Origin of the sequence: Achromobacter sp. D10 (assembly GCF_035282245.1) — a bacterium.
Classification (GTDB): Bacteria; Pseudomonadota; Gammaproteobacteria; order Burkholderiales; family Burkholderiaceae_B; genus Achromobacter; species Achromobacter insolitus.
Window position 1 is genome coordinate 166158 of the sequence record NZ_JAYJLE010000001.1, and the last position, 25388, is coordinate 191545.

Sequence of the window (25388 nt, forward strand, 5' to 3'; positions counted from 1 at the left end):
CCCGAGTAATGCGTTTTTTCAGCAATGGGCCGCGCCCGCGGCCTCCGTGTCATTCAAGAAGCCATTGAGAACGCTGGCGGGAATGCCGCCTTCAGCCATGAGTTTGCGTTCGGCCCGCGTTAACACCTGGGCGTAGACCAGGAAGCGGATGCGTCGTGCACCGTCCTCGGCGACGACGTCTATAGGTTCGCCCTTGAGCACGCCGTTAGCCACGTTTCCGAAACGCAGCGTTTCGGCGCCGGTCAAACCCAGTTGGCGCCAGCCCTCGCCGGGCGCGAACGCAAGCGGCAGCACACCCATGCCCACCAGGTTGGCGCGGTGGATGCGTTCAAAGGATTCCGCGATCACGGCGCGCACGCCCAGCAGCGCCGACCCCTTGGCGGCCCAGTCGCGGCTGCTGCCCATGCCGTAGTCCTTGCCTCCCAGGATCACGCTGGCATCGCCCGCGGCGCGGTACGCCTCCGCGGCATCCACCACTGCCATGCGCTGACCGCTGGGAAAATGGCATGTCACGCCGCCTTCCACGCCCGGCACCAATGCGTTCTTGATGCGGATATTGGCAAAGGTGGCGCGGGTCATCACATGGTGATTGCAGCGGCGCGCCACATAAGTGTTGAAGTCGCGCGGCGCCACGCCGTTGGCAATCAGGTACATGCCGGCGGGCGTGTCGGCCGGAATCTCGCCGCTGGGCGAGATATGGTCGGTCGTCAGCGAGTCGCCGAACGCCGCCAGCACGCGCCCGCGCGTCAGGCTGGCTTCCAGATCCGCCAACGCATCGCGGCCCGGCTCGGTCTTGAAGAACGGCGGCTCGACCAGGTACTGCGACTGCGGATCCCAGGGAAAGCGCAGGCCGGAAGGCGCTTTCAGATCGCGCCAGATGGTGCTGTCCAGACTGGCGGGGTCATACACGTCGGCGAACAATCCGGGGGCCGCGGCCAATGGCAGCAACGCGGCGATCTCTTCCTGGCTGGGCCACACATCCCGCAGATAGACGGGCGCGCCGTCGGCGCCCGGCCCCAATGGCTCATGCTCGAAGTCCAGATCGATTCTGCCCGCCAATGCGTATAGGACCACCATCGCAGGCGACCCGATGTAGTTGGCGCGCAGCAGCTTATGGATACGTCCTTCGAAATTGCGATTGCCCGACAGCACCGCGGCCGCCACCAGCCCGCCTTGCGTGATGGCATCCGCGGCAGCCGTATCCAGAGGACCGGATTTACCGCCGCAAGTGGTGCATCCGTACCCGATGACATGAAAGCCCTGCGCCTGCAAAGCCTGCAGCAGGCCCGCCGATTCCAGGTAACGCGTGACCGCGCGCGAACCGGGTGCCAGCGACCGCTTGACCCAGGCGGGCGGTGTCAGGCCTCGCGCCAGCGCCTTCTGCGCAACCAGGCCGGCGGCCAGCATCACGCTGGGGTTGGAGGTGTTGGTGCAAGAGGTAATGGCGGCCAGCGCCACGGATCCGTGGCCCAGGACTTCGCGGCTGGGCGGACGCGCGGTCCCGTCCACGCCGAATCCGCCGTCGGGCAAGGACATGGTCAGGCGCCGGCGGAAATCCGCTGCGACCTCAGCGACGTCCATCCGATCCTGCGGTCGGCGAGGGCCGGCCATGCTGGGCCTCGCCGCCGACAGATCGATTTCTATCACGCGGCTGTAAGCCGGCGCGGTTTCACCGGCTGCGCGCCACAGGCTGTTGCTCCGCGCATAGGCTTCGATCAGCGCAAGTTGCTCGGCATCGCGCCCGGTCATCCGGGCATAGTCCAACGTACGTTCGTCGATGGGGAAAAAGCCGCAAGTGGCGCCGTACTCGGGCGCCATGTTGGCGATGGTCGCGCGTTCCGGCACGCTGAGCGTTTCGGCGGCCGGTCCAAAGAACTCCACCATGCAGCCCACCACGCCTTCCCCGCGCAGCCGTTGCGTAATCAGCAAGGCGGCATCGGTGGTGAGCGCGGGAGCCGTGATGGCGCCATGCAAGCGCACCCCTACGACTTCCGGTATCGGGAACGTGTAGGCATGGCCCAGCAGCGCCGCTTCGGCATCGATGCCGCCCACTCCCCAGCCCAGGACGCCCAGCGCGTTGATCATGGGCGTATGGGAATCGCCGCCGATGACGAAATCGGGATAGGCCCATTCGGCGTCCGGCCGCGATTGGCGCGCGACCACGGGCGCCAGGTATTCCAGGTTGACCTGATGGATGATGCCTATGCCGGGCGTAATCACGCGCAAGCCCTTGAAAGCCTGCTGCGCCCATTTCAGGAATCGGTAGCGCTCGTCGTTCCGTTCGAATTCACGGCGCAGGTTGCGCTGCACCGCCCCCGTGTCGCCCCAATAATCGACCTGCAAGGAGTGATCGACGATCAGGTCCACGGGAATCCTGGTATCCACCCGCGCGGCATCTCCCCCGGCCTGCGCCACGGCGTCGCGCAACGCCGCCAGGTCCTGAAGCACCGGCAGGCCGCTGGAATCAGGCAGGATCACCCGGGCCACATGCAAAGGCAGATCAGCGCCGGGGTGCTCACGCCACACCCAGAGCCTGCCGATTTCCTCTGCCGTAACGGCAGCCCCCCATGCGCGGTGCCGCAAGAGGTTCTCCAGCAGCACGCGGATGACATAGGGATAGTCGCGGATGTCCCGGCCAGCGGCATGGGCCGCGGCGGACAGGTCCGCGTAGCGTAGCGTCCTGCCGCAACAGGGGAAAGACTGGATCATGGCAGCGGTAATAAGGAAAATCTCAACTGAGGCCATCTTACGGCTTACAAAACAATAGTGTCAACACTATTGCCAAGACCGCCAGAGGCTTCATATGGCAAAAATACAGATTACCGCCACCGCATTGAAAGTGTAGATAGATAAGCCCGCCCTATAGCGCTAGGGAATACCCCGATAACCATCTGTAAAATAGACAAAATATCCATGCGACTGCCTGCAGGCAGGCATCCAGACCCAAACAATGTCATCTTCAAAAGAGTTGACACTTTTAAGATCCCTTTGATAGGCTGTCAACACTATGAACACCGCCACGACCTCCATCGCCACCAAGGAAGACGCCTCCGGCCCCCTGGCCGACGTGGTGTTCGACCAGGTGCTGGATGCGATCTACCAAGGCCGGCTGGCCCCAGGTAGCGTCATTAATGAAGTCGCGCTGGCACAAGAATTCGGCGTCAGCCGCGGCCCGGTGCGGGAGGCCGTGCGCCGCCTGCAGGGCATCCAGCTCATCACGCGCGAGCCCTACATCAAGGCGCGCGTGGTGACCCTCTCGGCGGAATCCGCGCTGGAACTCTTCCAGATGCGCATGGCGCTGGAAGGCGTCGCCTGCAATCTGGCCACCCGCCGCATGAGCGACGAGGAAATCGCGCAGTTGCTGGCCGAGCTGGAACAGGACCGCCAGCGCCGCCTGGACGCGTCCAATGGCGGCTCGCCCGCGCCGCGTGTCTTCGACTTCCACGAACGCATCGTGCGGGCCAGCGGCAACAACCGCATCATCAACGCCCTTTGCGGCGACCTCTATCACCTGCTGCGCGTCTATCGCCGGCACTCCGGCACCGTGCTGGAGCGCAAGGACGACGCCTACGCCGAGCACTGGCAGATCCTGCGCGCCATCCGCGCGCGCGACGCCGAGCTGGCGGAATCGCTCATGCGCTCGCACATCGAACGCGCGGCGCAACATCTTTTTGATCATCTGGCGGAAGGGGCGTCCGGCATTGCCGGACACCCCGTCTCGGCCGCCTAACGCCCTTTGGAGCAGTACGACATGAACAACCCGCGCCACCAGTTCCGGCAATTGCTGAAGAACGAACCCTTCATCGTCTCGCCCGGTGTGTACGATGGATACAGCATCCGCCTGGTCGAAGCCGCGGGTTTCAAAACCGCCTGCACCAGCGGCGCGGCCGTGTCGAACGCGCTGCTGGGCATCGCCGACATCGGCGTCATGGGCCTGTCGGAGAACGTGACCCATTGCCGCCACCTGGCGCGTTCGGTCTCCATCCCGCTCACGGCCGACGCCGACACCGGCTACGGCAATCCCGTGAACGTCTATCACACGGTACAGATGTTCGAGGAAGCCGGCGTCGCCGGCATCAACCTCGAAGACCAGGTCAGCCCCAAGCGCTGCGGCCACATGCCTGGCAAGGATGTGGTGAGCGAAGCTGAAATGGTCAAGAAGATCGAGGCCGCCTGCCTGGCGCGACGCGACGATGACTTCGTCATCATTGCCCGCACGGACTCGCTGGCCATCGAAGGCATCGAAGGAGCGGTCAAACGCGCCCGCGCATACGCCCGGGCCGGCGCCGACATGCTGTTTCCCGACGCGGTCCGCACCGAGGACGACATCAAGCGCCTGGTCGACGCCGCCGGCATTCCGGTCAGCATCAACATGGGCTTCGGCATCCGCAACCGTCCGACCACGCCGCTAATTCCGCTGCCGCGCCTGAAGGAAATCGGCGTCAAGCGTATCAGCCTGCCGCGCATGCTTCCCGCCGCCGCCATACATGGCATGCGCGAGGCGCTGCAGGTGATGCAGGGCGTGATCGCCAGTGGCGTGCCCGCAGACCGCCCCGACCTGCTGGTGGGCATCGAAGACATCATGCAATTGATGGGCTACGAGCAGATGCGCGCCATGGAAAAACGCCTGACGACCCTCGCCGACTGAGCGTACTGTCATGACTGAGCGGAATGCGCAGGCGCATTGCGTCCTGACAGGCTCGTCCTCGGGCATCGGACTGGCGTTGGCGGAAAGCCTGCTGGCATCTGGCTGGCAGGTGACCGGCGTGGACATCGCTCCCGCCGCCATCCACGGACACGCGCAGTATCGCCACCTCGATTGCGACCTGGCCGATGACCGCGCCTTGCATGACCTGGGCGCCCAGCTGCAAGACTGCGCCCCGACCGCGTTGGCACATTGCGCCGGCGTGGTCCGCACCGGCGGCGCGCTGGACACACGCCTGGAAGACGCGGACCTTCTGTGGAAGCTTCATGGAGCCGCGCCGATGGCGCTTGCGCGCGTCTTGGCTCCCCAATTGCCCGACAGGCGCGGCCGCATCGTACTGGTGTCCAGCCGCGCCGTGCTGGGGCGCGCACACCGTCTCGCCTATGCCGCGACGAAATCGGCGCAGATCGGGCTGGCGCGCAGCTTGGCGGCCGAGCTCATCGGCCGCGGCATTACCGTCAACGTGGTCGCGCCCGGCGCAGTCGATACGCCCATGCTGCACGATCCCAAACGCGGCGCGCCGCCACGGGTGGACCTGCCGCTGGGGCGCCTGATCGACGCTCGCGAAGTCGCGGCAACCATCGCCTTCTTCCTCGGCGAGCAGGCCGGCGCCATCACCGGGCAGACACTTTACGTCTGTGGCGGCGCTTCGCTGGGAACGGTGCCGCTATGACGACGGACATCACCGCATTGCACGGCAAGACAGTAATCGTGACCGGCGCCGCCGGCGGGCTGGGCCAGGCAATCGCGGCGCACTGCCTTCGCGCCGGCGCCCGCGTGGCCCTGCTGGACCGGGACCCGGCGCTGCTCGCGCAATGCGGCCAGACATTGGATCCGACGGGCGCCCGCGTATTGACGCTGGCTTGCGACGTGAGCAACCCGGACGACGCTCGCGACGCCATCGAAAAAACAGCAGCGCATTGGGGCGCCATGCACGCGCTGGTGAACAACGCCGCCGTCGCCACGCCGGGCAACAAAGTCGCGGACCTGACCCTGGAGCAGTGGCGCCAGGCCCTGGACGTGAACCTGACCGGCGCATGGCTGATGAGCAAATACGCCATCCCCCACATGACGCGCGCAGGTGGCGGCGTGGTGCTGAACATCGCGTCACAACTGGGCAGCGTGGCCGCGCCGGGCCGCGGCGCCTATGGCGCCAGCAAGGCTGGCCTGATTGCGCTGGCGCGTGCCATCGCAGTGGACCACGCGGCCGACGGCATCCGCGCCTTGAGCCTGTCTCCCGGCGCGGTACTGACAGGCAGGCTGGTCGCGCGCTACGGCAGCGCCCAGGCCGCGGCAGCCACACTGGCGCCCAAGTATCCGGCGGGGCGCCTGGGCACCGTCGACGAAATCGCGCAGACGGCAATTTTCCTGATCAGCGATGCCGCCTCGTTCATTACGGGCACGGACATACGCGCGGACGGCGGATACACCGCGCTGTAAAGCAGCGGCCACCGCCAGCCACTTCACGCAAGGCTTACATCACACAAGGGGCTTGAACCATGAAGTACACGACTACCTCCGCAACACACGGGCGCCCCGCGCGCCCCGCCATCCGCCGCACGCTGCTGGCGCTCCTCGCCGGCGCTGTCGGCCTGGCCGCTGCGCCAGCCTTTGCGCAAGGCGTGGACAATTTCCCCAACCGCGCCGTCACCATCGTCGTGCCCTTCCCTGCGGGCGGCGCCACTGACATCACCGCGCGCCTGGTCGCGGAAGGCCTCTCCAAGAAGTGGGGACAACCGGTAGTCGTCGAGAACAAGCCCGGCGCTGGCGGCAACGTCGGTTCGGAATACGTGGCGCGCGCCGCGCCGGACGGCTACACCCTGGTGCTGGGCGTGACGGGCTCGCACGGCATCAACACCTCGCTTTACAAGAACATGCGCTATGACCCCGTCAAGGATTTCGAGGCCATCACGCAAGCCACGCTTTATCCGAATGCCATCATCGTCAACAACGACGTGCCGGCCAACAACCTGCAGGAGCTTATCGCCCTGCTGAAGAAGCCCGACGCCCATTACTCATATGGTTCGGACGGCAACGGCACGGCGTCGCACCTGGGCATGGAATTGATCAAGAACCAAGGCAAGTTCGAGATCTCGCACATTCCTTACCGTGGCAGCTCGCCGATGGTGACCGACCTGCTGGGCGGCCAGATCCAGGTGGGCATTACTGGCCTGCCCGCTGTCCAGGCGTATGCCAAGAGCGGCAAACTGAAGATCGTGGCGCTGACCACGGGCGAACGCTTTGCCAGCGCGCCCGACTATCCCACGGTGGCCGAGCAGGGCTTCCCTGGCTATGCTGCGCCGCCATGGTCGGGCTTTTTCGCCCCCAAGGGCACGCCCAAGCCGCTGGTGGAGAAAATCTCGGCTGACATGCGCGGCGTCATGGCCGATCCGAAGACGAAGGAAAAGCTCGCCGCCTCCGGCAGCGAGTTCACGCCTTCCACGCCTGAACAGTTCCAGGCCTTCGTGCAGCAGGAAATCGCGAAGTGGGCGCAGGCCGTCAAGATCTCCGGCGCGCGCATCGACTAAGCGTCAAATGCGACAAGCCGGCGCCGCGGCTGCGGCGCCGGCGCGCTGTCCCTCAGTTGTAGCGGAACGTGGCGGTCAGCATCGCCGAACGGCCAGGCGCCACGTAGCTGAACAAGCCCACATGCGACGCCTCGTAGATGGTTTCGTCGGTCAGGTTGTTCAGGTTCAGCTGCAGGCCGAAGTTCTTGTTGAACTGATAAGCCGCCATCGCGTCGTAGCGCCAATAGGACGGCAACTGGTAGACGTTGGCATCATCCACGTAGCGCTTGCCCGTGTAGGTGGCGCCCGCTCCCACCGTCAGTTCGGGCATGAACTTGTAGGTGGTCCACAGGCTGGCGCTCTGGCGCGCGATGAATTTCATCTGCTTGCCGCTGTAGTCGGTGCCGCCGCTCTGGTAGTTGGTGACCTTCGGGTCCATGTAGCTGTACCCGCCCCACACCTGCCACTTGGGCGTGATGGATCCCGCCGCGCCCAGTTCAATGCCGCGCACCCGGTTGCTGCCTGACAACGTCACGTCGCCCGTGATGGGATCGGAGCTGCGGGCGTCGGTCTTGCGGGTTTCGAATACGGCAGCCGTCAAGGACAGGCGCTCGTCAAACACGTCCCACTTGGTGCCGACTTCGATGCTGCGGCTCTTCTCGGGCGCCAATGCCGCGGTACCCGCGGTCAGGCGGCCGCCTGCCGCGCCATCCGCGCCGCCAGACTGGCCCGCCGTTTCGCCGGAGGGGTTGGACGAAGTGCCGTAGGACACATAGATGCTGCCGTTGGGTGCGGGCTTATATACCAGGCCCAACTGGTAGTTCCACATATTGTCGGTGCGCTCGACATTGCCGCTGGTCACACGGTAGTTGTCATAGCGCAGGCCGGCATTGGCTTCCCATTGCTCGCTGAACTTGACCGTGTCGAACACGTAGGCAGCGCGCGTGATGGTCTTGGCAGCGTCGTAACGCGGCCCCCAACTGAGGCTTCCGGTATGCGGTTGATGCGGGTTCGGGTTGTACAGATCGTCCAGCAGGGTCTTGTCGAAACCGCCCGCAGGCACGCCGTCGCGCTTGCTGATCGTCTCGGTGCTGAACTCCAGGCCGGCCACATAGCTGTGCCGCAGGCCGCCCGCAGTGAACTCGCCGAAGATGTCGGTCTGATTGATGAAGGACCGATTGGTCTGGTTCAGGCTGCGCAGGGCCTTGCTCATCTGCACGCCCTCCGCCTCGTTCGAGCATGGCGCCACGCCGTAGGCGGGGTTGGGCCGGCCGCCCACGCGCGCCGCGCAATTGTCGAAGGACGGGCGTGTCATCACATATTCGTTGGTCGATTCGCTGTAGCGCGTGCCGTTACGCAGCTTCAACTTGTCGCTGAACTTGTGCTCGACCATCAAGGTGGTCATGTCGGCCTGGTTCTTGCGGTAGTCGCGTCCGATCAGGCCGTAGTAATTGTCGCGGTCCACCTTGGGCGGGGTGACGCGGCCAGGGCGCGATTCATTCTTGAACGGAATGCCCAGGTCCGGCGTGTCGTCATTCTGCAGATGGTAGTAGCTGAGGGTCACCTGCGTGGGCGTGCCCAGGCCCCAGGAGAACGAGGGTGCGACGCCCCAGCGGTCGGTTTCGACGTGATCGCGGCCCGGGATGTCGCCGCCCTGCTTCATGAAATTCAGGCGGAAGGCCGAACTTTCCCCCAAGGCCCAGTTGCCGTCGCCCGTCAGCCGCCAGTTGTCGTCGGTGCCCACACCGACCGTGCCTTCCGCGAAATTCTCGAGCTTGGGGCTCTTGCTGACCAGGTTGATGCTGCCGCCGGTCGAACCGCGGCCTGAATAGGCGGAGCTCGGCCCCTTCAGGATTTCGACCGACTCCAGGTTGAAGGTTTCGTGCGAGAAGCGGCCCAGGTCGCGCATACCGTCGACCATCATGTCGGTGCTGGCCTCGTAGCCGCGCACGAATGGCCGGTCGCCAGTGGGTGTGCCGCCTTCGCCTGCGCCGAAAGTGATGCCCGGCGCGGTGCGCAGCACGTCCATCAGTGACGTGGCCGCGCGATCGCGCATCAGTTGTTCCGTGATCACCGTGACCGAACGCGGCGTGTCCAGCAGCGGCGCCGTCATTTTCGGGGAGGAAGCGATGTTGGCTTCGTAGCCATCGCTGACTGCCTGCCCCTGCACGTGGACGGGCGACAATTCGTGCACGGCGCCGGGCGCCAGGCTTCCTTGGGCCAGCGCCAGGCCCGGCGACACCAGTGCGCCGCATACCGCCGCATAAATGGACGCCGTAGTGTTGCCACCGGCCTTGGCATAGGCCGTCGATCGATCTGCTTTGCTCATTGGACTCTTTCAGAAACCGCCCCGCGGCGGGTGCGCTATCAGCGCGATCTTTGGTTTTTTAAGAGCGCCAATGATATGTATTCTTATTTTTACATTCAACAAATAGTCAGCTTTTATTCAGAAAACTGTCAATTTTGAGGGGTCTCACAGCCCAGAATGGGGAAAAATGCGGCGCAATAACAACAGCCGGACGCATCAACGTGCTCATAGCATGCGCACATCAACGCGCATCCGCCGGCTTCTGACGAGAAAAATCCCCTTTTCCACCAGAGGCCGCATCCTCGGGAGAAAAGGGGCTGGCGGGCCCGCCATCGGTCAGCCGGCGTCAGCGCTGCACCGCCTTACAGCGAATACCGGTACTCGCAGTTCAGCGTGGCTTTGAGCGGCGTGGTGGCCTGCACGCCCGATACGCTCTGCGGGCGCGGAGCCGTCAGCTTGGCTTGGAACTTGCCCGCGGCATCGCCGTTCTCGCTCTTCTTTACCGCGACGCTGGACGGCAGCGCATACAGCGTCAATGGCTGTGCCAGCGTCGCCACTACCAGTGTGAACACTGACTGCGGAAAATCCGTCACCACATAGCTGGCATTCGCGTCCGAATTGAATGCCAGGCCGCCGTCGGCGTAGCGCAGCTTAAGCGTCAGCTCTTCCGAAGACGGCGACGGGATCACGCCTTCCAGCGCCACCTTGCCGCTTTCCGACACGCAATTCAGTTCCGCCGGCGCCGAACCCGCATGTGCGACGCCGGCCAGCAGCAGACCAGACAAAAGCCAGATACCCCGTACGACTGCCATAAGACTCTCCTTGGTAAACATCAGCCTTGCTCTTGGGCCGAGGCGCAAATCGGAGCGCGTTCCCATCCGCGTGCTCGGGCACGCCTGCGTCCAGCGGTGCCTCGCCGGCGCTGCGACGGATTTGCCGGGCCGGATTTCGCGCCGCGAAGCATAGCGCTCATTGCCGACGCGCGCTTGCCCCGTCTGCCACGACGCCCGCGGCGCCCTCTCTCGCAAGGCCATGGCCTTGCGCGACATAGGCTAGGATGGAGGAGTCGTCCGGACGCTGCTTGGAGCAGGGCCCGGGCTTGCGCCAGAAGGAGTCTGCCATGCCCTCAATGAGACAACTCGCCCGCGCCGCGGCCCTTGCCATGCTGCTGCCCTGCGCGGCATACGCCGAAACCGTCGTGCTGCACGTCGAGCGGGCCACCGCCGGCGTCGATCCGCACACTTCCGCCAGGATGGTGGACGTCGAACTGAAGCCGGAAAGCCGCCAGGCCCTGGCCGATTTCACTCGCGATCGCGTCGGTAAACGCATCCAGCTGCGTTCGGCTGGCGTGCTGCTGTCATCCGCCACGCTCCAAAGCCCGCTCGAAGGCGACAGCTTCCGCATCACCGCGGGCGAACATGGCTTTGGCGGGAAATCCGCCGAGGAAATCGCCCAGGGCATCATGAAAAGCGGCGGTCTGACGGTGGACGACGAAAACACCGCCAAGTAGCTGCCTCAAGCCAGGGCCTGGCCCTGGGGCGCCCTCAGCGCCAGCGTGGCCGTCAGCACCGTCTGTCCTGGCCGCGACGCGACATTGAGCTGGCCTCCCACCCGGGCGATACGGGTATGCATACTGCGCATGCCGACGCTGATGCCAGCCCGCAGCACCGCCGCCACATCGAAACCGGCACCGTCATCTTCGATACGCAGCTCCAGGCTATCCGGGTCGGACTGGCGCAGCGCTACCTCCACACGCCGAGCGCGGCTGTGTTTCAGCACGTTTGCCAGCGACTCTTCCACCAGCCTGGTCAGCGCCATGCATTGCAGGGCACTGGGCGGCGCGAGCCACTGCTCGGGAACCCGCCAGTTGGCCTGCAGGTCCAGCTCGTCAAACAGCTGCATGAAGCGATGGCGCAAAGGCGCTATCCACTCACGTGGCGTGGCCGGCACCTTGATGCCTGCGCTCGATCCGCTGTCGATGGTCTGCCGCAGGTCGTCGCGCAGCAGCTTGAGCATGGAAAGGAATTGCTGGCTGTGCACCGGCGTGCTGGCCTGCTCCACCATCGCCATCATGCGCACCAGCGAGCCGCCCAGGCCGTCGTGCAGATCATGGGCGATCTGCAGCCTGTCCTGCAGCCTGGCGTTGGCCAGCGCCAGCGTGTGTTCGCGCTCCAGGGTCGTGGCCAGCTCCGTGCGCGCCTGGTCGATGCCGTCCGCCAGCTCCTGGTTGAAGCGTTCGATACGGCGCACATTGCGCGCGTGACGCAGCCCCAGCACGGCAGACATGCACAGCGTGACCACCACGCTGGTAAACGGCGTGTAGGTGCTTTCGGTATAGATGAGCTTAAGCACCCGCAGCAGGTCGTGCGCGCTGGCCGCCAGAAAGACAAGCAGACACACCGCCAGCATTCCGTGCTCCGGCTTGCGCGTACGCAGCGCGTGCAGGGGGAATTGCAGGCAATTGGCGAAGAAAATCCCTGACACGATCAACACGATGCCCAACTGCACCCTGGCCAGCTGTCCCTGCGGCACGAAAGCCTCCAGCGCCAGCAACGCGGCTGTAAGCACCCACAGCGCCTTTTCCACGCGCGGCAGGGACTGCCCACCAAAGCGCCAGGTGAAGATGCAGAAACAGGCGACATAAAGCACCAGCACCATGATGTTGGCGCGTGCCGCCATGAGACTGTTCGGGAAAGGCCAGGGACTGGTCATCAGGACGTTGGCGATGAACAGCACCCAGAACAGGGCCATCAGCGCATACCAGCCGTAAACGCGCTGCTCTCGGCGCATGAGCCAGATGCAGAAGCACAGCCCGCCCAGGACGGCCGACACGATCAGATTCAACGTGAACAGCGTGCGATGGCGCCACCACAGGTCCTCATACAACTGCAGCACCGTCCATTGCCCGCCCAGGTGAACCGGCCCCAGGCCAGGCGACTGACCCGCCACACCGACCACCCGGATCCACAACGTATTCTCGCCAGGACCCACCAGGGCATCGGGGATGAGCCAATACCGCGGCATGTTCCAGCTGCGCGAAAGCGGCTCGGTCAGATGCGCATCGCTCCAGATCCGCTGGTCATTGATGTAGACCTCGCCCGCCATGACGACGGATTCCAGCGCCAGCGCAACCTGCCCTGTGCCATGGCAGTCATGGCGCCAGCCTATCCGGTACCAGGCCGTGCCGCTGTACCCCGGCCAACGGGCGCTCCAGTCATCCGGCAGCTGCACGGCCTGCCACTGGGCCGCATCCGGTCGCCGGCCGTCATCGCTACCCTTGGCAACCTGTACGGACGAGACCTGCGCCGTGCAGGCGCCCGCCGGCTCCTGCGCCCAGGCCGGCGCCAGCCATAATGCCAGCCACAGGACGGCCAGCCACTTCAATCGAGCAGGCCGCGCGTGCGCGCCGCGTGTATCGCCCGAGTCCGGGAAGAAACGGCGAGCTTGCGATAAATGTGCTTCACGTGGCATTCCACGGTGTAACGCGACAAGAACAGCTCCTCGGCGATCTCGCGGTTGCCCAGTCCCTCGGACACCAGGCGCAGTATCTGGCTTTCACGCGGGCTCAGTGTTTCGCCCGGATTGGCGGAATCGCCCGCTTCCGGGCCCCCGGCATTGGCCGGGCTCGCCGGCCTGGGGCGCAGCTCTTCGATGATGCGGCGCGCCACGAAGGGGTCGATGGGAGCGCCTCCCCGCAACACACTGCGTATCGACAGGGACACCTCCAGGTCGTCCCGCTCCTTGAGCACGTAGCCCGTCGCGCCTGCGCGCAACGCGGCAAGAATCGCGTCTTCGGTGCTCCAGGCAGAAATGACCAGGATCGCCAGGCTGGGATCTTCCGCGTGCATCTCTGCAATCAGCTCCGTGCCATTGCCGTCGGGCAGACCCAGATCGACCAGCGCCAGCGCAAACGGCTGGCTGGCGAGCCTCTCGCGCGCTTGCGCCAGCGTAGCCGCGAACACCAGCGCTTCCGGCGCATAGCCGAGCTGCAGCAGCAAGCCTTCCAGCCGGCGGCAGATCAGGGGTTCGTCCTCCACCAGCAGCACCGGGGCAGGCAGCGTCGACTCGGAAGCAAGCATATGGGCAGTCATCGGATGAGAGCGGGCGGAATTGCCCAGACTGAACTATGTCTCAGGCCGGCAGCATGGCATATCCCTGGAAGTTGGTATTTTCACAGATTCGATCAATGCAACGCGCTCAGGCGATGCCGGACGCCGGAACGCGGACCGGCAGTTGGTCGGCGGGCCGGCTTTCGAGCATGTCCGTCAGTTCCCGCCGCTGGGCGGCGTAGCCCGGATCATCGAAAAGATTGTCCATCTCGTCCGGATCTTCGGACAGGCAATACATCTCGCCCGCGCCGCTTCCCAGTTCCATGGTCAGTTTCCAGTCGCGCGTGCGCACCGTGCGCAACTTCAGCTCCACGCCGCAGCGCGATGCCGCCACGTCCCATTCGCTCAGCGCGAACTCACGGCCGGCATCCCGGCCTTCAAGCAGCGCACGCAGGCTGCGGCCATGTACCGGCCCCAGGGCGGACGCGCCGCCGTAGTCGTAAAAGGTCGCTGCCAGGTCCAGCGTGGACACAGGGTCTTCCACCCGCTGCCCGGCCACGACGCCGGGCCCGCTGGCCACCATGGCCACGCGCAGCAGGCCCTCGTACGGCATGGGCCCCTTCAGCATCAGCCCATGGTCGCCCAGCCATTCACCATGGTCGGACGTAAAGATCACCAGGGTGTTCTTGTCCAGGCCATACTCGCTCAGGGCCTTCATGACCCGCCCGATCTGGTGGTCCACCAGCGAAATCATGCCGTAGTAGTTGGCGATGATTTGGCGCAGCGCCTCGTCGGACTGGGTCGGCATCCGCGAGAAGTTCTGGCGCACCGCCTGCACCTCCGCGTTGCCCATGGGCTTGCTCTCCATGCTGGCCCTGTGCCACCAGGGCCGGCGGTCGTAGTCGGTGACGCGATGCCGCGGCAGATCCACTTCGTCGGGATGATGCAGGCGCGACCAAGGTTCAGGACAATCGAAAGGGTGATGCGGATCTGGAAACGAAGCCCACAGGCAGAACGGGCTGTCTCGGTGCTCCCGCAGATAGTCGATGGTCCGGTCGCCGATCCAGGTCGAATTGTGCCAAGCCACCGGCAATGCGGAATGGAAGGTTTGCGGCGCGCCGCTGGCCGGCCCCAGATCGGTCTGGTACAGCTGGTTGCGCAACTCTCCCAGTCCGTCGCCATAGTGCCAGCGCGAATGGTTCAAGCCTCCCGGCAACGGCGTGGGCAGCCAGTAGTTATGGCCCTCGACCACCAGCTCTACGTGCTCGAATCCCATATACGGTCCCGCCCAGCCCGGGCCCATGCCTGCCTCGCTGTACTGGCACTCGGGCCGTCCCGTGGCCTGGAACGTGTGGTGGGTGGAGAAATGCGCCTTGCCGATGAAGCCCGTGTCGTAGCCCGCGGCGGCAAGGCTGCCGGCAAAGCCCGCCTCGCCGGTGCGCAAGTCCAGGTCTATGCCGTTGTCGCAGACGCCATGCGTCAGCGGCAGCAGGCCTGTCAGCATGGAGGCGCGCGAAGGCTGGCAGACGACATTGGGCGTGATGCAGGCCGCAAAATGCGTGCCGCTGCGCGCCAGATGGTCGATATGCGGCGTCTTGACCCGCCGCCCGGCAAAGCCCAGGCAATCGCCGCGATGCTGGTCGGTCGTGATGAGCAGGATGTTGGGACGTTTCATTGCTGCTTGCTGGTGGCGGTTTTGATGTCGGAAAGCACGGGCGCGAGAAGGCGGATGTCGTGGGCGATACGGTCGCGCAGGCCCTGCCCGTCCTCGTCGCCCACGATCATGCCCTGGGCTTGCATCTTGTCCCGGACCTCCGGGCTCTTAAGGACGGCTGCGATGGAGCGCCGCAGTTCGGCAAGCACCGGCTGCGGCGTCTGCGCCGGCGCGAACAGGCCGAACCAGCTGTAGAAGGTGAAGTCCTTCACCTCGTCTTTCACCATCGGCAAATCGGGCGCGCCCGCGATGGGCGCCGCGCCGGCGTTGGCAAGGCCCTGCACCTTGCCCGCCTTGATCTGCGGCACGGCCGTGCTGGCAACGATGAACATCAGATCGACCTGGTTGCCCATGACGCCCACGAACCCCTGGGGCGCGGCCTTGTACGGCACGTGCTTGAGAGAAATGCCGGCAGCGTGTTCGAACAGCGCCATTGCCAGGTGGTGGGTCGAACCCGGGCCGCCGCTGGCATACGTAATAACGTCGGGCCGGGCTCGCGCCTGGTCCAGCAGTTCGCGCAAGGACTTGAACGGCGCGGCAGGCGAGGCGACCAGCACGTATTGCAGGGTCGATAGCGTGGCGATCGGCGCGAAGTCCTCGGTTCGGTACGGCACGTCCTGCATCAGATACGGCACCGCCGTAAACGAGGCGTCCGGCCCCAGCAGCAAGGTATAGCCGTCGGGCTTGGCCCGAGCCACCGCCTGGGTGCCGATGACGCCGGCTCCTCCCGCGCGGTTTTCCACGATGACGGGAACGCCCCATTGCCGGGACATCTCCGCCGCGACCAGGCGTCCCACGTTATCGGCAGCGCCCCCGGGTACAGACGGCACGACCAGCGTAACCGGACGGTCCGGATAGGCCGCGCAGGCCACCAAGGGCACCGCGAGGCTCAAGGCGGCCAGCGCGCCGCGCACACGTTTCAGCATGATTGTCTCCATCCTGCGGCTCGCCTCGTTCCGGGGAGCTCGCTGGCAAGGATCATCTGCCAGCCCATCATTCCAGTCCAATGATATATTTTTGCCTTTCCATATCAGACTTGGTATGTAGAATGAATCCTCCCAGCGCCGTGCCCACCCTGCAGCCTGGCTGGTATCTGCGCGGCCGGCTACGCCTGCGCCATCTGCAGCTCATGCTGCTGCTGGACGAAGTCCACAACGTCGGCGCGGCGGCGCAACGCATGGCCACCACCCAGCCCGCGGTGTCGCGCATGATCGCCGAACTGGAAGACATGCTCGGCGCGCGGCTGTTCGACCGGACGCCAAAAGGCACTTTCCCCACTCCCCACGGCGACTCCCTGATCCGGCATGCCCGCTGGGTCCTGGGCGATCTGGAACGCATGAGCGGCGAATGGTCCGGCGCGCCCGACCTGGACGTGGAGACCATTCATCTCGGGGTCAACTCCGCGGCGGCCGCCTACCTGGTGCCGCGCGCGCTGCTGCGCTTCGAACGGCAAGCCGCCAATGTCAATGTGTTGGTGCGCGAGGGTTCGCTGGAAGCCTTGGTGCCCGACCTGCACACCCGCAAGCTCGACCTGCTGGTCGCGCGCATGGGCGCAGCCGTGCGCACGCCCGACACCATGGCGCAAGTGCTGTACGAGGAACCGATGTGCGTGTGCGCGCGCAACGGGCATCCGCTGGCGGACGTGGCACAGGTCTCGTGGACGCAACTGGCCGCCTACCCGTGGATCATGCCGCCGCGCGGCAGCCCCGCGCGCATTGGCCTGGACATGCTGCTGCAGCGCCATGGCCAGTACCCGCCGTCGCGCATCGAATCGGCTTCGGCGTTGAACAACATGATGCTGATGGCCAGCAGCGACCTGTTATCGCTATTGCCCCGCTGCGTCGCCCGCCACCCCGCCAGCGGACGTGAGCTGGCCATCCTGGACATCGAACTGCCGCCCGTGTTCGGCCCTTTAGGCATCGTGCGGCACCATAGTCTGGATCTGTCGCCGCGCATGCTGGATTTGATCGAATGCCTGCGCGCGGAAGCGGCCGAGGCAGCGGCCGCCCCCATGACGCGTTGAACGCAGGCGGAACACGCACTCGCGCATTCCGCCTTGATCGCTATGCCGTGGCGCGGCGAGCGGTCAGCCATTGCGCCGGCTTGAGCGCCTTGTCGACTATGCGGATCTCGCCAATGCTGCCGAAGAAGCCATCGGCGCGCTCGCCATCCCACGAACCTGCCCCGATGACCCAAGGCATGTCCGCGGCCAGCGTTGCCAGACCGGGCGCGTTGCTGACGTTGCGCAGTACCGGCGCGCCCTCGATGTAGAGGATGGTCTCGTGCGTGGCGTCGTCGTTCACCACCGCGACGTGCAGCCACTTGTCCGCGATGATTTCACCGGACCAATTCGTCTTCCCGCCGCGCTCGCCCGCCACGACCGGCACGACCTCCCACTGGATCTCGCGCAGGCTCGACAACGCGAAGATCAGGGGCGGGGATTCCGGATCGCCGCCATTGAAGCCCGCCAGGTCGCCGCGCTTGCCGTCGCGCGTCATCACGTTCATCCAGGCATGCTTCTGGGCGCTCCAGTCCTTGTCGATCTTGAGGAAAGCCTCGACCGTATAGCCGCCAGGCACCGTGGCGCTGTTGATCGCAGCGGCGGCATCGGTGGTGAAATAGCTCATGCGCGCCGTGTTCTTGTCTGTGTTCAGGAAGCGCACCGAACCCGGCGCGGCGGACAGATAGTGATGATCGTCCGACCAAAGCAGGTCGCCTTCCTGTGCGCCAGCCACGCCATCCACATTGAGCGCCGCGCGGCGTATCGGGTTCAGGCCTGTCACGTCCGCGACGGTTTCGCCCACTTTGACGGGCTGTCCTGCCTTGCCGCCGAAGAAGCGCCAATGCGCCAGGGTTCCGGCCACCAGCGGGTAGTCATCGGCATTGGCGGCGGGCTTCTGCTCGACGGTGGCGGGATCCGTGTAGTTGGCCAGGATCAGCGCCGTCGCCTGTTCGACCAGCGAGGTATGCGAGGGCTTCGCGGCCTTGAACGTCTTGTTGAAACCGGAGAACCGGCTGGCGAAGTCCATCTTGATCGTGAATTGCTCGTTGGGCGTGGTCAGCACTGCCTGATCGAAGGCATTGAGCGTGTCCTTGGGCTTTTGCGGCACCCACGGCGAAAACGACAGCACCCGGATCTCGTTGTTGCCCAGGTCGAATTCGTACAGACGCATCAGGCCGTTTCCGCCCTGATAAGCCATTTGGTAGTCCACCACCATTTCCTCCACCGCATTGCCGTACGCGTTGGTCTTGGTCAGCCGCGTCGCGCCGTGGTAATGGCCATTGAGCGTCATGAAGATCTGATCGTTGTCGCGGATCAGCTTCTCCCACAGCATCTTGCCGTAGGGGACTTCCAGAGGACTGATGCCGTCCTTGTCGATATTGAGCAGCTGGTGGTTGATCAGGATGGCGGGCAAGGTGGGATTGGCGCGCAGCACCTGGTTGGCCCAGGCCAGCGCGTCGTTCGACACGCGCCAAGACAGAGACAGCACCAGGAACTTCTGCCCTTCGGCCTCGAACACGTGATACTCGTGGAAGCCGCTGGCGTCGCGACCGCCGAAGGTGGCCTGTTGCCTGGCGCGGGTGGCGCTGAAATGCTGGAGATACGGTTCCTTGGCCAGATCGCGCTGCGCGTCCGTGTTGGCCGACTGGCTGCTCTCGTCCACGTAGTCGCGATCGACGATCACATCGTGATTGCCCGCCAGGATCGAGTACGGCACCTTGGCATCTTCCAGCACCTTCATCGCGGCGCTCGCCACCTTCCATTGATCAGGCTTGCCCTGCTGGTCGACCACGTCGCCCAGATGAACCAGGAAGGGAATATTGAGCGCCCGCGCGTGCTCGGCCACCCAGCGCGTCTGGGCCTGGAAGGGTTCGCTGCCGTACTTGCGCATGAACTGCTGGTTTTCGGCGTCCGTGGCGTAACGCGAATAGAACTGCGTGTCGGGCAACACCGCCAGCGCGAAACTCGACACCAGAGCCGGCTGGGGCTTGCCGGTACCGCCATCGCCGCCCTCGGCATCGTCGTCATCGCCACCGCTGTTGCAGCCGCTGAGCAGGAAGCCGCCCATGGGCAAAAGCGTCACCCCCAGGCCGGCGCGCAGCAAGCTACGCCTCCGGTCATCCGGTACGAGCAGCGATGTTTCCGCCACCTGCTCCACGTCTTGCGTACCGATCTGTCCGTTCTTGCCGTGCTTCGTCATCTCTGCTGCCTGTTCAAAAAAGGCGGGAGTCTAGAGAGGCGCGATGACGAGGGGATGACCAAGTCCGACATGCGAATGCAAGAATGCCGGTACGCAAGCACGCGTTGCCACAGTCATGCAACACGGTGGTGCTACACAGCCAAGCCACATAGTCAACAATAACGACGGGCAACAAAAAAGACCCGATGGCCATGCGGCTAAAGGGTCTTCTGTCGGGTGTGACCACTAATCAGTGGTCGGGGCGAGAGGATTCGAACCTCCGACTCCTGCGTCCCGAACGCAGTACTCTACCAGGCTGAGCTACGCCCCGGTACTTCAACTTTCTTGATTTGGCTGCGCTCAGTGCAACCAGATCATCTTTCGCTTTGACGGTACCGCTACGCTTCAGGCTACTGGGTTCCCCAAATCAGGTTTTCCAATCGGGTTTCCCAAAAATTTTGCCTAATTCGCTTAGCGATCTCTGTTCACCGCGAAAGCGCAGAATTCTAACAGAGATTTTTGAAAAGGGGAAATGGGGTAGCCAGAAAGTGCCTGACGGGCCAGGTCGGCCTCGGCGATGGCGGCCTGGCGCGCGTGTTCCAGGGCATCCGTCGCCTGGATGGCGGCGGCCACGGCGGCGAAGTCGGCGTCGCCCGTCTTGATGGCGTCACGGATCAGTTGCTGCTGTTCCGGGGTGCCCACTTCCATCACGCGGATGAGCGGCAGCGTGGGCTTGCCTTCGCGCAGGTCGTCACCCACGTTCTTGCCCAGGGCAGCGGCGTCGCCACTGTAGTCCAGCACGTCATCAACCAGCTGGAAGGCAGTGCCCACGTGGCGGCCGTAGGCGGCTGCGGCGGCTTCCTGTTCGGGAGTGGCGCCGGCCAGCACGGCCCCCACCTGGGCGGCGGCCTCGAACAGCTTGGCGGTCTTGTAGCGCACCACCTGCAGGTAGCGTTCCTGGGAAACGTCCGGGTCGTGCACGTTCAGCAGTTGCAGCACCTCGCCCTCGGCGATCACCGTCGTGGCTTCGGACAGGATGCTCATGACGCGCATCGAATCCGCTTCCACCATCATCTCGAACGAGCGCGAATACAGGTAGTCCCCCACCAGCACGCTGGCGGCGTTGCCAAAGACGGCGTTGGCGGTTTCGCGGCCGCGGCGCAGGTCGGATTCATCCACCACGTCGTCGTGCAGCAGCGTGGCCGTGTGGATGAACTCCACCACGGCTGCCAGCAACTGGTGATGCGTGCCTTCATAACCCAGGGCACGCGCCACCATCAGCACCATGGCCGGACGCATGCGCTTGCCGCCCGCTCCAATGATGTAGTCGCCGATCGTGCGGATCAGGACCACGTCGGAGTTCAGCCGCTCGCGGATAACCGCATCGACGGCTTTCATATCGTCTGCAATGGGGGCAACAAGCTCGGGGAGATTCAAGACGTATCCGGGAGAGTGAAACGAGCCGTGGCGCGGACGCAGACCGGCTCTTACCGCTGGGCCCGCCGGAGGCGGCGGGAGGATTCGACCAAGGATTATACGGGGTGTGACGGGCGCGGGCCGCCCCTTGGTGGAATCGCCGGGCCAGGCGGCGCCCGGCGCGCGCCCTCCCCGGCGGCTATGCCGTATTCGGTCGGTCAGGATCCCTGCAGACCCCGGGCGGCCAGATTGGCATACAGCGCGCGCACCCCGAAATTCCAGGGCGCGATCTCCGTGGCCAGCCGCACTTCGTTGACCAGCGCGCCCAGGCGCTCGGAGGCGATCACGACGCGGTCGCCCAGCTTATGGGTAAAGCCCGTGCCCGGCCCCATGCGGTCCTGGGTCGGCGAGAACATGGTGCCCAGGAACAGCATGAAGCCGTCCGGGTACTGGTGATGGCTGCCGCAGGCCTGCCGCACCAGGTCCAGCGGATCGCGGCTGATCTCGCGCATGTGGCTCACGCCGTCCAGCACGAAGCCGTCCAGGCCCTCGATGCGCAGGGACACATCGGCCTGGCGGATGCTGTCCATCGTGAAGCCGCCGTCGAACAAGCGGATGAACGGCCCGATGGCGCATGAACCGTTGTTGTCCTTGGCCTTGGTCAGCAGCAAGGCGCTGCGGCCTTCGATGTCGCGCAGGTTGACGTCGTTGCCCAGGGTGGCGCCGACGACTTCGCCGCGGCTGTCCACCGCCAGCACGATCTCGGGTTCGGGATTGTTCCAGCGGGATTCGGGCAGCACGCCGATCTGCGCGCCGGTCCCCACCGACGCCATGGGCGGCGCCTTGGAGAAGATCTCGGCGTCCGGACCGATGCCCACCTCCAGGTATTGCGACCACTGGCCGCGTTCGATCAGCTCGGCCTTCAGCTTGAGCGCTTCCGGGGACCCCGGACGCAGCCGGGACAGGTCGGAACCGATCAGCGCCTGCATGCGGACGCGGATTTCCTCGGCGCGGCTGGCATCCCCGCCCGCCTCTTCCTCGATCATCCGTTCCAGCAGGCTGATGGCAAAGGTGACACCCGCCGCCTTGACGGGTTGCAGGTCGCAAGGCGCCAACAGGCGCAACCCGTTCTGCCCCTCCGTGCTGGCGGCCACCAGGGCCTGCGCATCGCCCAGCGACTCGCCCGCCGCGCTGCCCGCCAGGGCCACGCGGTCGGGACGGTCCAGGAGGTCGGCCATGGTGGACACGGTTGCGGTGATGTCGATGACTTCGCCCCGGCGCACCGCCACCACGCTAGGGCCATTCACGGCTCCCGGCCGCCACACCCGCCCCACTAGCAGTGCCTGTTCCAGATCGACAGGCAGCATCCTTGCTTGGTCCATGTATCGCCTCGGTTGGAATGGTTTGCGAGGCAGTCTAGGAGACTTCCATTATCATGTCCAACATCATGAATTAATGTCCAATATATTGGACAATCTGACTATGACCTCGGAATATGACGTCCCCGCCATTCGGCGCACGCACGACATCCTGCGGGTGCTTGCCAGCCGCCGCGGGCCCGTCAAAGCCTCGGAATTGGCCGAAGCCTGCAAGCTCGCCCGCAGCACCCTGTACCTGCTGCTGGATTGCCTGGAACAGCGGCGCTGGATCGAACGGCGCGATGGCGGCTACGTCATGGGCATCGAACTGATGGCGCTGGGTTCCGCCTACCTGCGCCAGGATGGGTTGCAGACCGCTTTCCAGGCGGCCGCGGGCGCCTTCGTGGCGCGGCACAACGAAGTGGTGCAGCTCGCGACGCTGGACGGCTTCGACGTGGTCTATCTGGCCCGCGAAGACGCGCGCCGCCCGGTACGCCTGGTGTCGGACCTGGGCCTGCGGCTGCCCGCAAGCGCCTGCGCGCTGGGGAAGGCGCTGCTGGCCAGCCTGTCGCTCGAGGACCTGGCCGCCCGCGTGCCGGATACGCTGCCGCGCGTCACCGAGCGCAGTCTCGCCACCCGCGCCGCGCTCGACCAGGAATTGGCGCAGGTGCGCAACACCGGGCTGGCGCAGGATCTCGAAGAAGTGGCGACAGGGCTGGTCTGCTTCGCCGCGTACGTAGGCGTGACGCCCCTGGGCAAGCGGATAGCCGTCAGCACGTCCATCCCCACCGATCGCCTGGACGAAGCCCATCGCCGCGACGCCATGGAAGGCATCCGGCTCGTGGCACGGGACATCGCCTTGCGGGTGATCCCCGGCGCTTGAAGCGTGCACGCGACACCTAAGCCCTTAACCTGCAACAGCTTTTTGACTTTCTGAAAGTCCCGGGCTAATATCGCAGATTCGGTCAGCAATGCCCGAATTACGTCGGTTGCATTTGCGCCACCCCTCTGGGTGCAAGAGCAGGCTTCAGCCCCGGCTTTAAACCCCGGTTTTGAACCTTCCTAGCATCAAGACCTTTTCTCTCTTGCCAGGCTCTGGCGCCAAGAGACGAAAGCGTCCTGCCGGAGCGGCAACCCGCCCAGCAGGGCGGACAGCGCGGATGAACCCATTTACCTATTTAAGGAATACCCCATGTACGCGGTCGTAAAAACCGGTGGCAAGCAGTATCGCGTTGCCGCTGGCGAAAAACTCAAGATAGAACAGATACCGGCTGACATTGGGCAAGAAATCACCCTGGACCAAGTGCTGTCCGTGGGCGAAGGCGACCAACTGAAAGTTGGCACGCCCCTCGTCTCCGGCGCCGTGGTCAAGGCAACGGTTCTTGCGCAAGGCCGCCACGACAAGGTCAAGATCTTCAAGATGCGCCGTCGCAAGCACTACCAGAAGCGTCAGGGCCACCGTCAGAACTACACCGAAATCCGCATCGAAGCCATCACGGCTTAAGAAGCGACTCGGTACCACTTAGCAGGAGCTAAACATGGCACAGAAAAAGGGCGGCGGCTCTACGCGGAACGGACGCGACTCAGAATCGAAGCGTCTGGGCGTCAAGGCATTTGGCGGTGAATTGATTCCCGCTGGTTCGATCATCGTGCGTCAGCGCGGTACGCGCTTCCACGCTGGCGTGAACGTCGGCATGGGCAAGGACCACACCCTGTTCGCGCTGGTCGACGGCAAGGTTCAATTCGGCTTCAAGGGCGCATTGAACAAGCAGACCGTTTCGATCGTCGCTGCCGAGTAATCGGACAAGCACGGTCAGTAACGCGGCTTGCCGCGTTCCAGAACGGCAAAAGCCCTGTCGCATGCGGCAGGGCTTTTTTGTTTTAAGCTTTTTTTGTTTTAAGGCAGCTGCCGGAAGGTTCCGGCCCCTGCCTCCTGGCCTTGCCCGATGACGGGCCTGGGCCCCACTACTTACTACACGCGCGGACATCATGAAATTCGTAGACGAAGCCACCATCGAAGTCGTCGCCGGCAAAGGCGGCAATGGCGTGGCGAGCTTTCGCCGCGAAAAATTCATCCCCAAGGGCGGCCCGGATGGCGGCGACGGCGGCCGCGGCGGCTCGATCTATGCGGTTGCCGACCGCAACATCAACACGCTGATCGACTTCCGCTACGCGCGCCTGCATCGCGCCAAGAACGGCGAAAACGGCCGCGGCTCGGACCAGTATGGCGCCGCTGCTCCCGACATCACGCTGCGCGTGCCGGTCGGCACCATCATCCATGACGCCGACACCGGCGAAGTCCTGTTCGACCTGAACCAGCACGACCAGAAGGTGGTGCTGGCCGCTGGCGGCCAGGGCGGCATGGGCAACATTCACTTCAAATCCAGCGTGAACCGTGCACCCCGCCAATGGACGCCCGGCAAGGAAGGCGAGCACCGCTACCTGCGCATGGAATTGAAGGTACTGGCGGACGTGGGCCTGCTCGGTCTGCCCAACGCCGGCAAGTCCACGCTGATCACCCGTATTTCCAACGCCAAACCCAAGATCGCGGACTACCCGTTCACCACCCTGCACCCGAACCTGGGCGTGGTGCGTACCTCGCCGTCGCGCAGCTTCGTCGTGGCCGACATCCCCGGCCTGATCGAAGGCGCCTCCGAAGGCGCCGGCCTGGGCCACCTGTTCCTGCGCCACCTGGCGCGTACCCGTGTGCTGCTGCACCTGGTGGACGTGTCCACGCCCGATCCGGATGCCGATCCGGTCGAGCAGGCCGTGGTGGATGCGCGCGCCATCGTCGAGGAACTGCGCCGCTACGACCCCGAACTGGCCGCCAAGCCGCGCTGGCTGGTGCTGAACAAGCTGGACATGGTGCCCGATCCCGAAGACACCAAGCGCCGCTTCCTTGAACTCTACGACTGGAAGGGCCCGGTGTTCGGCATTTCCGGCCTGTCGGGCGAAGGCACGCAGGACCTGATCTACGCACTGCAGGATTACCTGGACGCCGAACGCGAAAAGGAACACCTGTCGCAAGACAAGGCGGACGACAATTATGTCGCCCCCGACCCGCGCTTCGACGACAAGCGCTCGGATGCCGACCAGCGGCCCGCGCCGCGCGGCAACGACGAATAAGCCATAATCGCAGTCCTTACGATT

The 25388-nt window shown here is 64.9% G+C and carries 21 protein-coding genes and 1 tRNA gene; 11 read left to right on the forward strand and 11 right to left on the reverse strand.

The annotated features are described in order from the left end of the window. Positions 1-18 precede the first annotated feature (18 nt). Positions 19-2709, reverse strand: coding sequence for an aconitate hydratase AcnA (gene acnA / locus VCS63_RS00780; protein ID WP_323878024.1), 2691 nt, complete (start codon positions 2707-2709; stop codon positions 19-21). A gap of 298 nt (positions 2710-3007) precedes the next feature. Here acnA and VCS63_RS00785 point away from each other — a divergent pair, with 298 nt between their 5' ends. From VCS63_RS00785 to VCS63_RS00805, 5 genes are read left to right on the forward strand one after another with little or no spacing between them, the layout of a single operon-like run. Continuing rightward, entirely contained in the window at positions 3008-3730 is a 723-nt protein-coding gene (locus VCS63_RS00785; RefSeq protein ID WP_042796173.1) for a GntR family transcriptional regulator, read from the forward strand. Positions 3731-3751: 21 nt separating this feature from the next. Beyond that, complete coding sequence (locus VCS63_RS00790) at positions 3752-4648, forward strand: isocitrate lyase/PEP mutase family protein (RefSeq protein ID WP_063641375.1); 897 nt, start codon at positions 3752-3754, stop codon at positions 4646-4648. A gap of 10 nt (positions 4649-4658) precedes the next feature. Then, on the forward strand, positions 4659-5378 hold the full coding sequence (locus tag VCS63_RS00795; protein WP_323878026.1) for an SDR family NAD(P)-dependent oxidoreductase: 720 nt from the start codon (positions 4659-4661) through the stop codon (positions 5376-5378). Continuing rightward, positions 5375-6145, forward strand: a complete 771-nt coding sequence (locus tag VCS63_RS00800) for an SDR family NAD(P)-dependent oxidoreductase (RefSeq protein WP_164793505.1) — start codon at positions 5375-5377, stop codon at positions 6143-6145. The genes VCS63_RS00795 and VCS63_RS00800 overlap by 4 nt, the downstream gene beginning before the upstream one ends. Positions 6146-6204: 59 nt before the next feature. Next, the gene (locus VCS63_RS00805; protein WP_323878028.1) at positions 6205-7233 is read left to right on the forward strand and encodes a tripartite tricarboxylate transporter substrate binding protein; all 1029 of its coding nucleotides are present in this window, start codon (positions 6205-6207) and stop codon (positions 7231-7233) included. Between the two features lie 52 nt (positions 7234-7285). On the opposite strand, the gene VCS63_RS00810 is transcribed toward VCS63_RS00805, so the two are convergent. Together VCS63_RS00810 and VCS63_RS00815 are read right to left on the reverse strand one after the other, a co-directional pair. Further along, on the reverse strand, positions 7286-9541 hold the full coding sequence (locus VCS63_RS00810) for a TonB-dependent siderophore receptor (protein WP_323878030.1): 2256 nt from the start codon (positions 9539-9541) through the stop codon (positions 7286-7288). A 341-nt stretch (positions 9542-9882) separates the two neighbouring features. Further along, the gene (locus tag VCS63_RS00815; protein WP_323878031.1) at positions 9883-10332 is read right to left on the reverse strand and encodes a hypothetical protein; all 450 of its coding nucleotides are present in this window, start codon (positions 10330-10332) and stop codon (positions 9883-9885) included. Between the two features lie 308 nt (positions 10333-10640). On the opposite strand from VCS63_RS00815, the gene VCS63_RS00820 reads away from it, so the two are divergent. After that, complete coding sequence (locus VCS63_RS00820; protein ID WP_042796168.1) at positions 10641-11030, forward strand: SecDF P1 head subdomain-containing protein; 390 nt, start codon at positions 10641-10643, stop codon at positions 11028-11030. Between the two features lie 5 nt (positions 11031-11035). Here VCS63_RS00820 and VCS63_RS00825 read toward each other — a convergent pair whose 3' ends face one another. The 4 genes from VCS63_RS00825 to VCS63_RS00840 form a co-directional block, all read right to left on the reverse strand. Further along, the gene (locus VCS63_RS00825; RefSeq protein ID WP_323878032.1) at positions 11036-12904 is read right to left on the reverse strand and encodes a 7TM diverse intracellular signaling domain-containing protein; all 1869 of its coding nucleotides are present in this window, start codon (positions 12902-12904) and stop codon (positions 11036-11038) included. Beyond that, positions 12901-13611 carry a response regulator transcription factor gene (locus tag VCS63_RS00830; protein WP_323878033.1) on the reverse strand — a complete coding sequence of 237 codons (711 nt, stop codon included), beginning with the start codon at positions 13609-13611 and terminating at the stop codon, positions 12901-12903. The genes VCS63_RS00825 and VCS63_RS00830 overlap by 4 nt, the downstream gene beginning before the upstream one ends. Positions 13612-13717: 106 nt before the next feature. Continuing rightward, on the reverse strand, positions 13718-15244 hold the full coding sequence (locus VCS63_RS00835; RefSeq protein ID WP_323878035.1) for a sulfatase-like hydrolase/transferase: 1527 nt from the start codon (positions 15242-15244) through the stop codon (positions 13718-13720). Next, positions 15241-16209, reverse strand: coding sequence for a tripartite tricarboxylate transporter substrate binding protein (locus VCS63_RS00840; protein ID WP_323878037.1), 969 nt, complete (start codon positions 16207-16209; stop codon positions 15241-15243). Before VCS63_RS00840 ends, VCS63_RS00835 begins: the two co-directional genes overlap by 4 nt. Before the next feature lie 122 nt (positions 16210-16331). Between VCS63_RS00840 and VCS63_RS00845 the strand changes: the two genes are divergently transcribed. Next, entirely contained in the window at positions 16332-17306 is a 975-nt protein-coding gene (locus VCS63_RS00845; protein ID WP_042796164.1) for a LysR family transcriptional regulator, read from the forward strand. Between the two features lie 40 nt (positions 17307-17346). Here the strand turns inward: VCS63_RS00845 and VCS63_RS00850 are convergent, their stop codons facing one another. From VCS63_RS00850 to VCS63_RS00865, 4 genes are all read right to left on the reverse strand, one after another. Continuing rightward, positions 17347-19485, reverse strand: coding sequence for a LamG-like jellyroll fold domain-containing protein (locus VCS63_RS00850; RefSeq protein WP_323878039.1), 2139 nt, complete (start codon positions 19483-19485; stop codon positions 17347-17349). A 233-nt stretch (positions 19486-19718) separates the two neighbouring features. Further along, positions 19719-19795: transfer RNA gene (locus VCS63_RS00855), tRNA-Pro, on the reverse strand. A gap of 140 nt (positions 19796-19935) precedes the next feature. Then, positions 19936-20901 (reverse strand): octaprenyl diphosphate synthase, encoded by a 966-nt coding sequence (gene ispB / locus VCS63_RS00860; protein ID WP_042796162.1) that lies wholly within the window; start codon positions 20899-20901, stop codon positions 19936-19938. 197 nt (positions 20902-21098) lie between these two features. Then, on the reverse strand, positions 21099-22262 hold the full coding sequence (locus tag VCS63_RS00865) for a fumarylacetoacetate hydrolase family protein (protein ID WP_164793513.1): 1164 nt from the start codon (positions 22260-22262) through the stop codon (positions 21099-21101). Between the two features lie 100 nt (positions 22263-22362). Between VCS63_RS00865 and VCS63_RS00870 the strand changes: the two genes are divergently transcribed. From VCS63_RS00870 to obgE, 4 genes are all read left to right on the forward strand, one after another. Next, positions 22363-23121 (forward strand): IclR family transcriptional regulator, encoded by a 759-nt coding sequence (locus VCS63_RS00870; RefSeq protein WP_323878041.1) that lies wholly within the window; start codon positions 22363-22365, stop codon positions 23119-23121. A gap of 309 nt (positions 23122-23430) precedes the next feature. Then, the gene (gene rplU / locus VCS63_RS00875) at positions 23431-23742 is read left to right on the forward strand and encodes a 50S ribosomal protein L21 (protein WP_006216228.1); all 312 of its coding nucleotides are present in this window, start codon (positions 23431-23433) and stop codon (positions 23740-23742) included. A gap of 34 nt (positions 23743-23776) precedes the next feature. Then, entirely contained in the window at positions 23777-24037 is a 261-nt protein-coding gene (gene rpmA, locus VCS63_RS00880; protein ID WP_006389959.1) for a 50S ribosomal protein L27, read from the forward strand. 190 nt (positions 24038-24227) lie between these two features. After that, on the forward strand, positions 24228-25364 hold the full coding sequence (obgE, locus tag VCS63_RS00885; RefSeq protein WP_042796160.1) for a GTPase ObgE: 1137 nt from the start codon (positions 24228-24230) through the stop codon (positions 25362-25364). Positions 25365-25388: the final 24 nt, after the last annotated feature.

What these genes read in the sequence shown, in the direction of transcription:
- acnA (WP_323878024.1), bottom strand. Translation starts at nt 2,709, where the DNA reads ATGATCCAGTCTTTCCCCTGTTGCGGCAGGACGCTACGCTACGCGGAC.
- VCS63_RS00785 (WP_042796173.1), top strand. Translation starts at nt 3,008, where the DNA reads ATGAACACCGCCACGACCTCCATCGCCACCAAGGAAGACGCCTCCGGC.
- VCS63_RS00790 (WP_063641375.1), top strand. Translation starts at nt 3,752, where the DNA reads ATGAACAACCCGCGCCACCAGTTCCGGCAATTGCTGAAGAACGAACCC.
- VCS63_RS00795 (WP_323878026.1), top strand. Translation starts at nt 4,659, where the DNA reads ATGACTGAGCGGAATGCGCAGGCGCATTGCGTCCTGACAGGCTCGTCC.
- VCS63_RS00800 (WP_164793505.1), top strand. Translation starts at nt 5,375, where the DNA reads ATGACGACGGACATCACCGCATTGCACGGCAAGACAGTAATCGTGACC.
- VCS63_RS00805 (WP_323878028.1), top strand. Translation starts at nt 6,205, where the DNA reads ATGAAGTACACGACTACCTCCGCAACACACGGGCGCCCCGCGCGCCCC.
- VCS63_RS00810 (WP_323878030.1), bottom strand. Translation starts at nt 9,541, where the DNA reads ATGAGCAAAGCAGATCGATCGACGGCCTATGCCAAGGCCGGTGGCAAC.
- VCS63_RS00815 (WP_323878031.1), bottom strand. Translation starts at nt 10,332, where the DNA reads ATGGCAGTCGTACGGGGTATCTGGCTTTTGTCTGGTCTGCTGCTGGCC.
- VCS63_RS00820 (WP_042796168.1), top strand. Translation starts at nt 10,641, where the DNA reads ATGCCCTCAATGAGACAACTCGCCCGCGCCGCGGCCCTTGCCATGCTG.
- VCS63_RS00830 (WP_323878033.1), bottom strand. Translation starts at nt 13,611, where the DNA reads ATGACTGCCCATATGCTTGCTTCCGAGTCGACGCTGCCTGCCCCGGTG.
- VCS63_RS00835 (WP_323878035.1), bottom strand. Translation starts at nt 15,244, where the DNA reads ATGAAACGTCCCAACATCCTGCTCATCACGACCGACCAGCATCGCGGC.
- VCS63_RS00840 (WP_323878037.1), bottom strand. Translation starts at nt 16,209, where the DNA reads ATGCTGAAACGTGTGCGCGGCGCGCTGGCCGCCTTGAGCCTCGCGGTG.
- VCS63_RS00845 (WP_042796164.1), top strand. Translation starts at nt 16,332, where the DNA reads ATGAATCCTCCCAGCGCCGTGCCCACCCTGCAGCCTGGCTGGTATCTG.
- VCS63_RS00850 (WP_323878039.1), bottom strand. Translation starts at nt 19,485, where the DNA reads ATGACGAAGCACGGCAAGAACGGACAGATCGGTACGCAAGACGTGGAG.
- VCS63_RS00865 (WP_164793513.1), bottom strand. Translation starts at nt 22,262, where the DNA reads ATGGACCAAGCAAGGATGCTGCCTGTCGATCTGGAACAGGCACTGCTA.
- VCS63_RS00870 (WP_323878041.1), top strand. Translation starts at nt 22,363, where the DNA reads ATGACCTCGGAATATGACGTCCCCGCCATTCGGCGCACGCACGACATC.
- rplU (WP_006216228.1), top strand. Translation starts at nt 23,431, where the DNA reads ATGTACGCGGTCGTAAAAACCGGTGGCAAGCAGTATCGCGTTGCCGCT.
- rpmA (WP_006389959.1), top strand. Translation starts at nt 23,777, where the DNA reads ATGGCACAGAAAAAGGGCGGCGGCTCTACGCGGAACGGACGCGACTCA.
- obgE (WP_042796160.1), top strand. Translation starts at nt 24,228, where the DNA reads ATGAAATTCGTAGACGAAGCCACCATCGAAGTCGTCGCCGGCAAAGGC.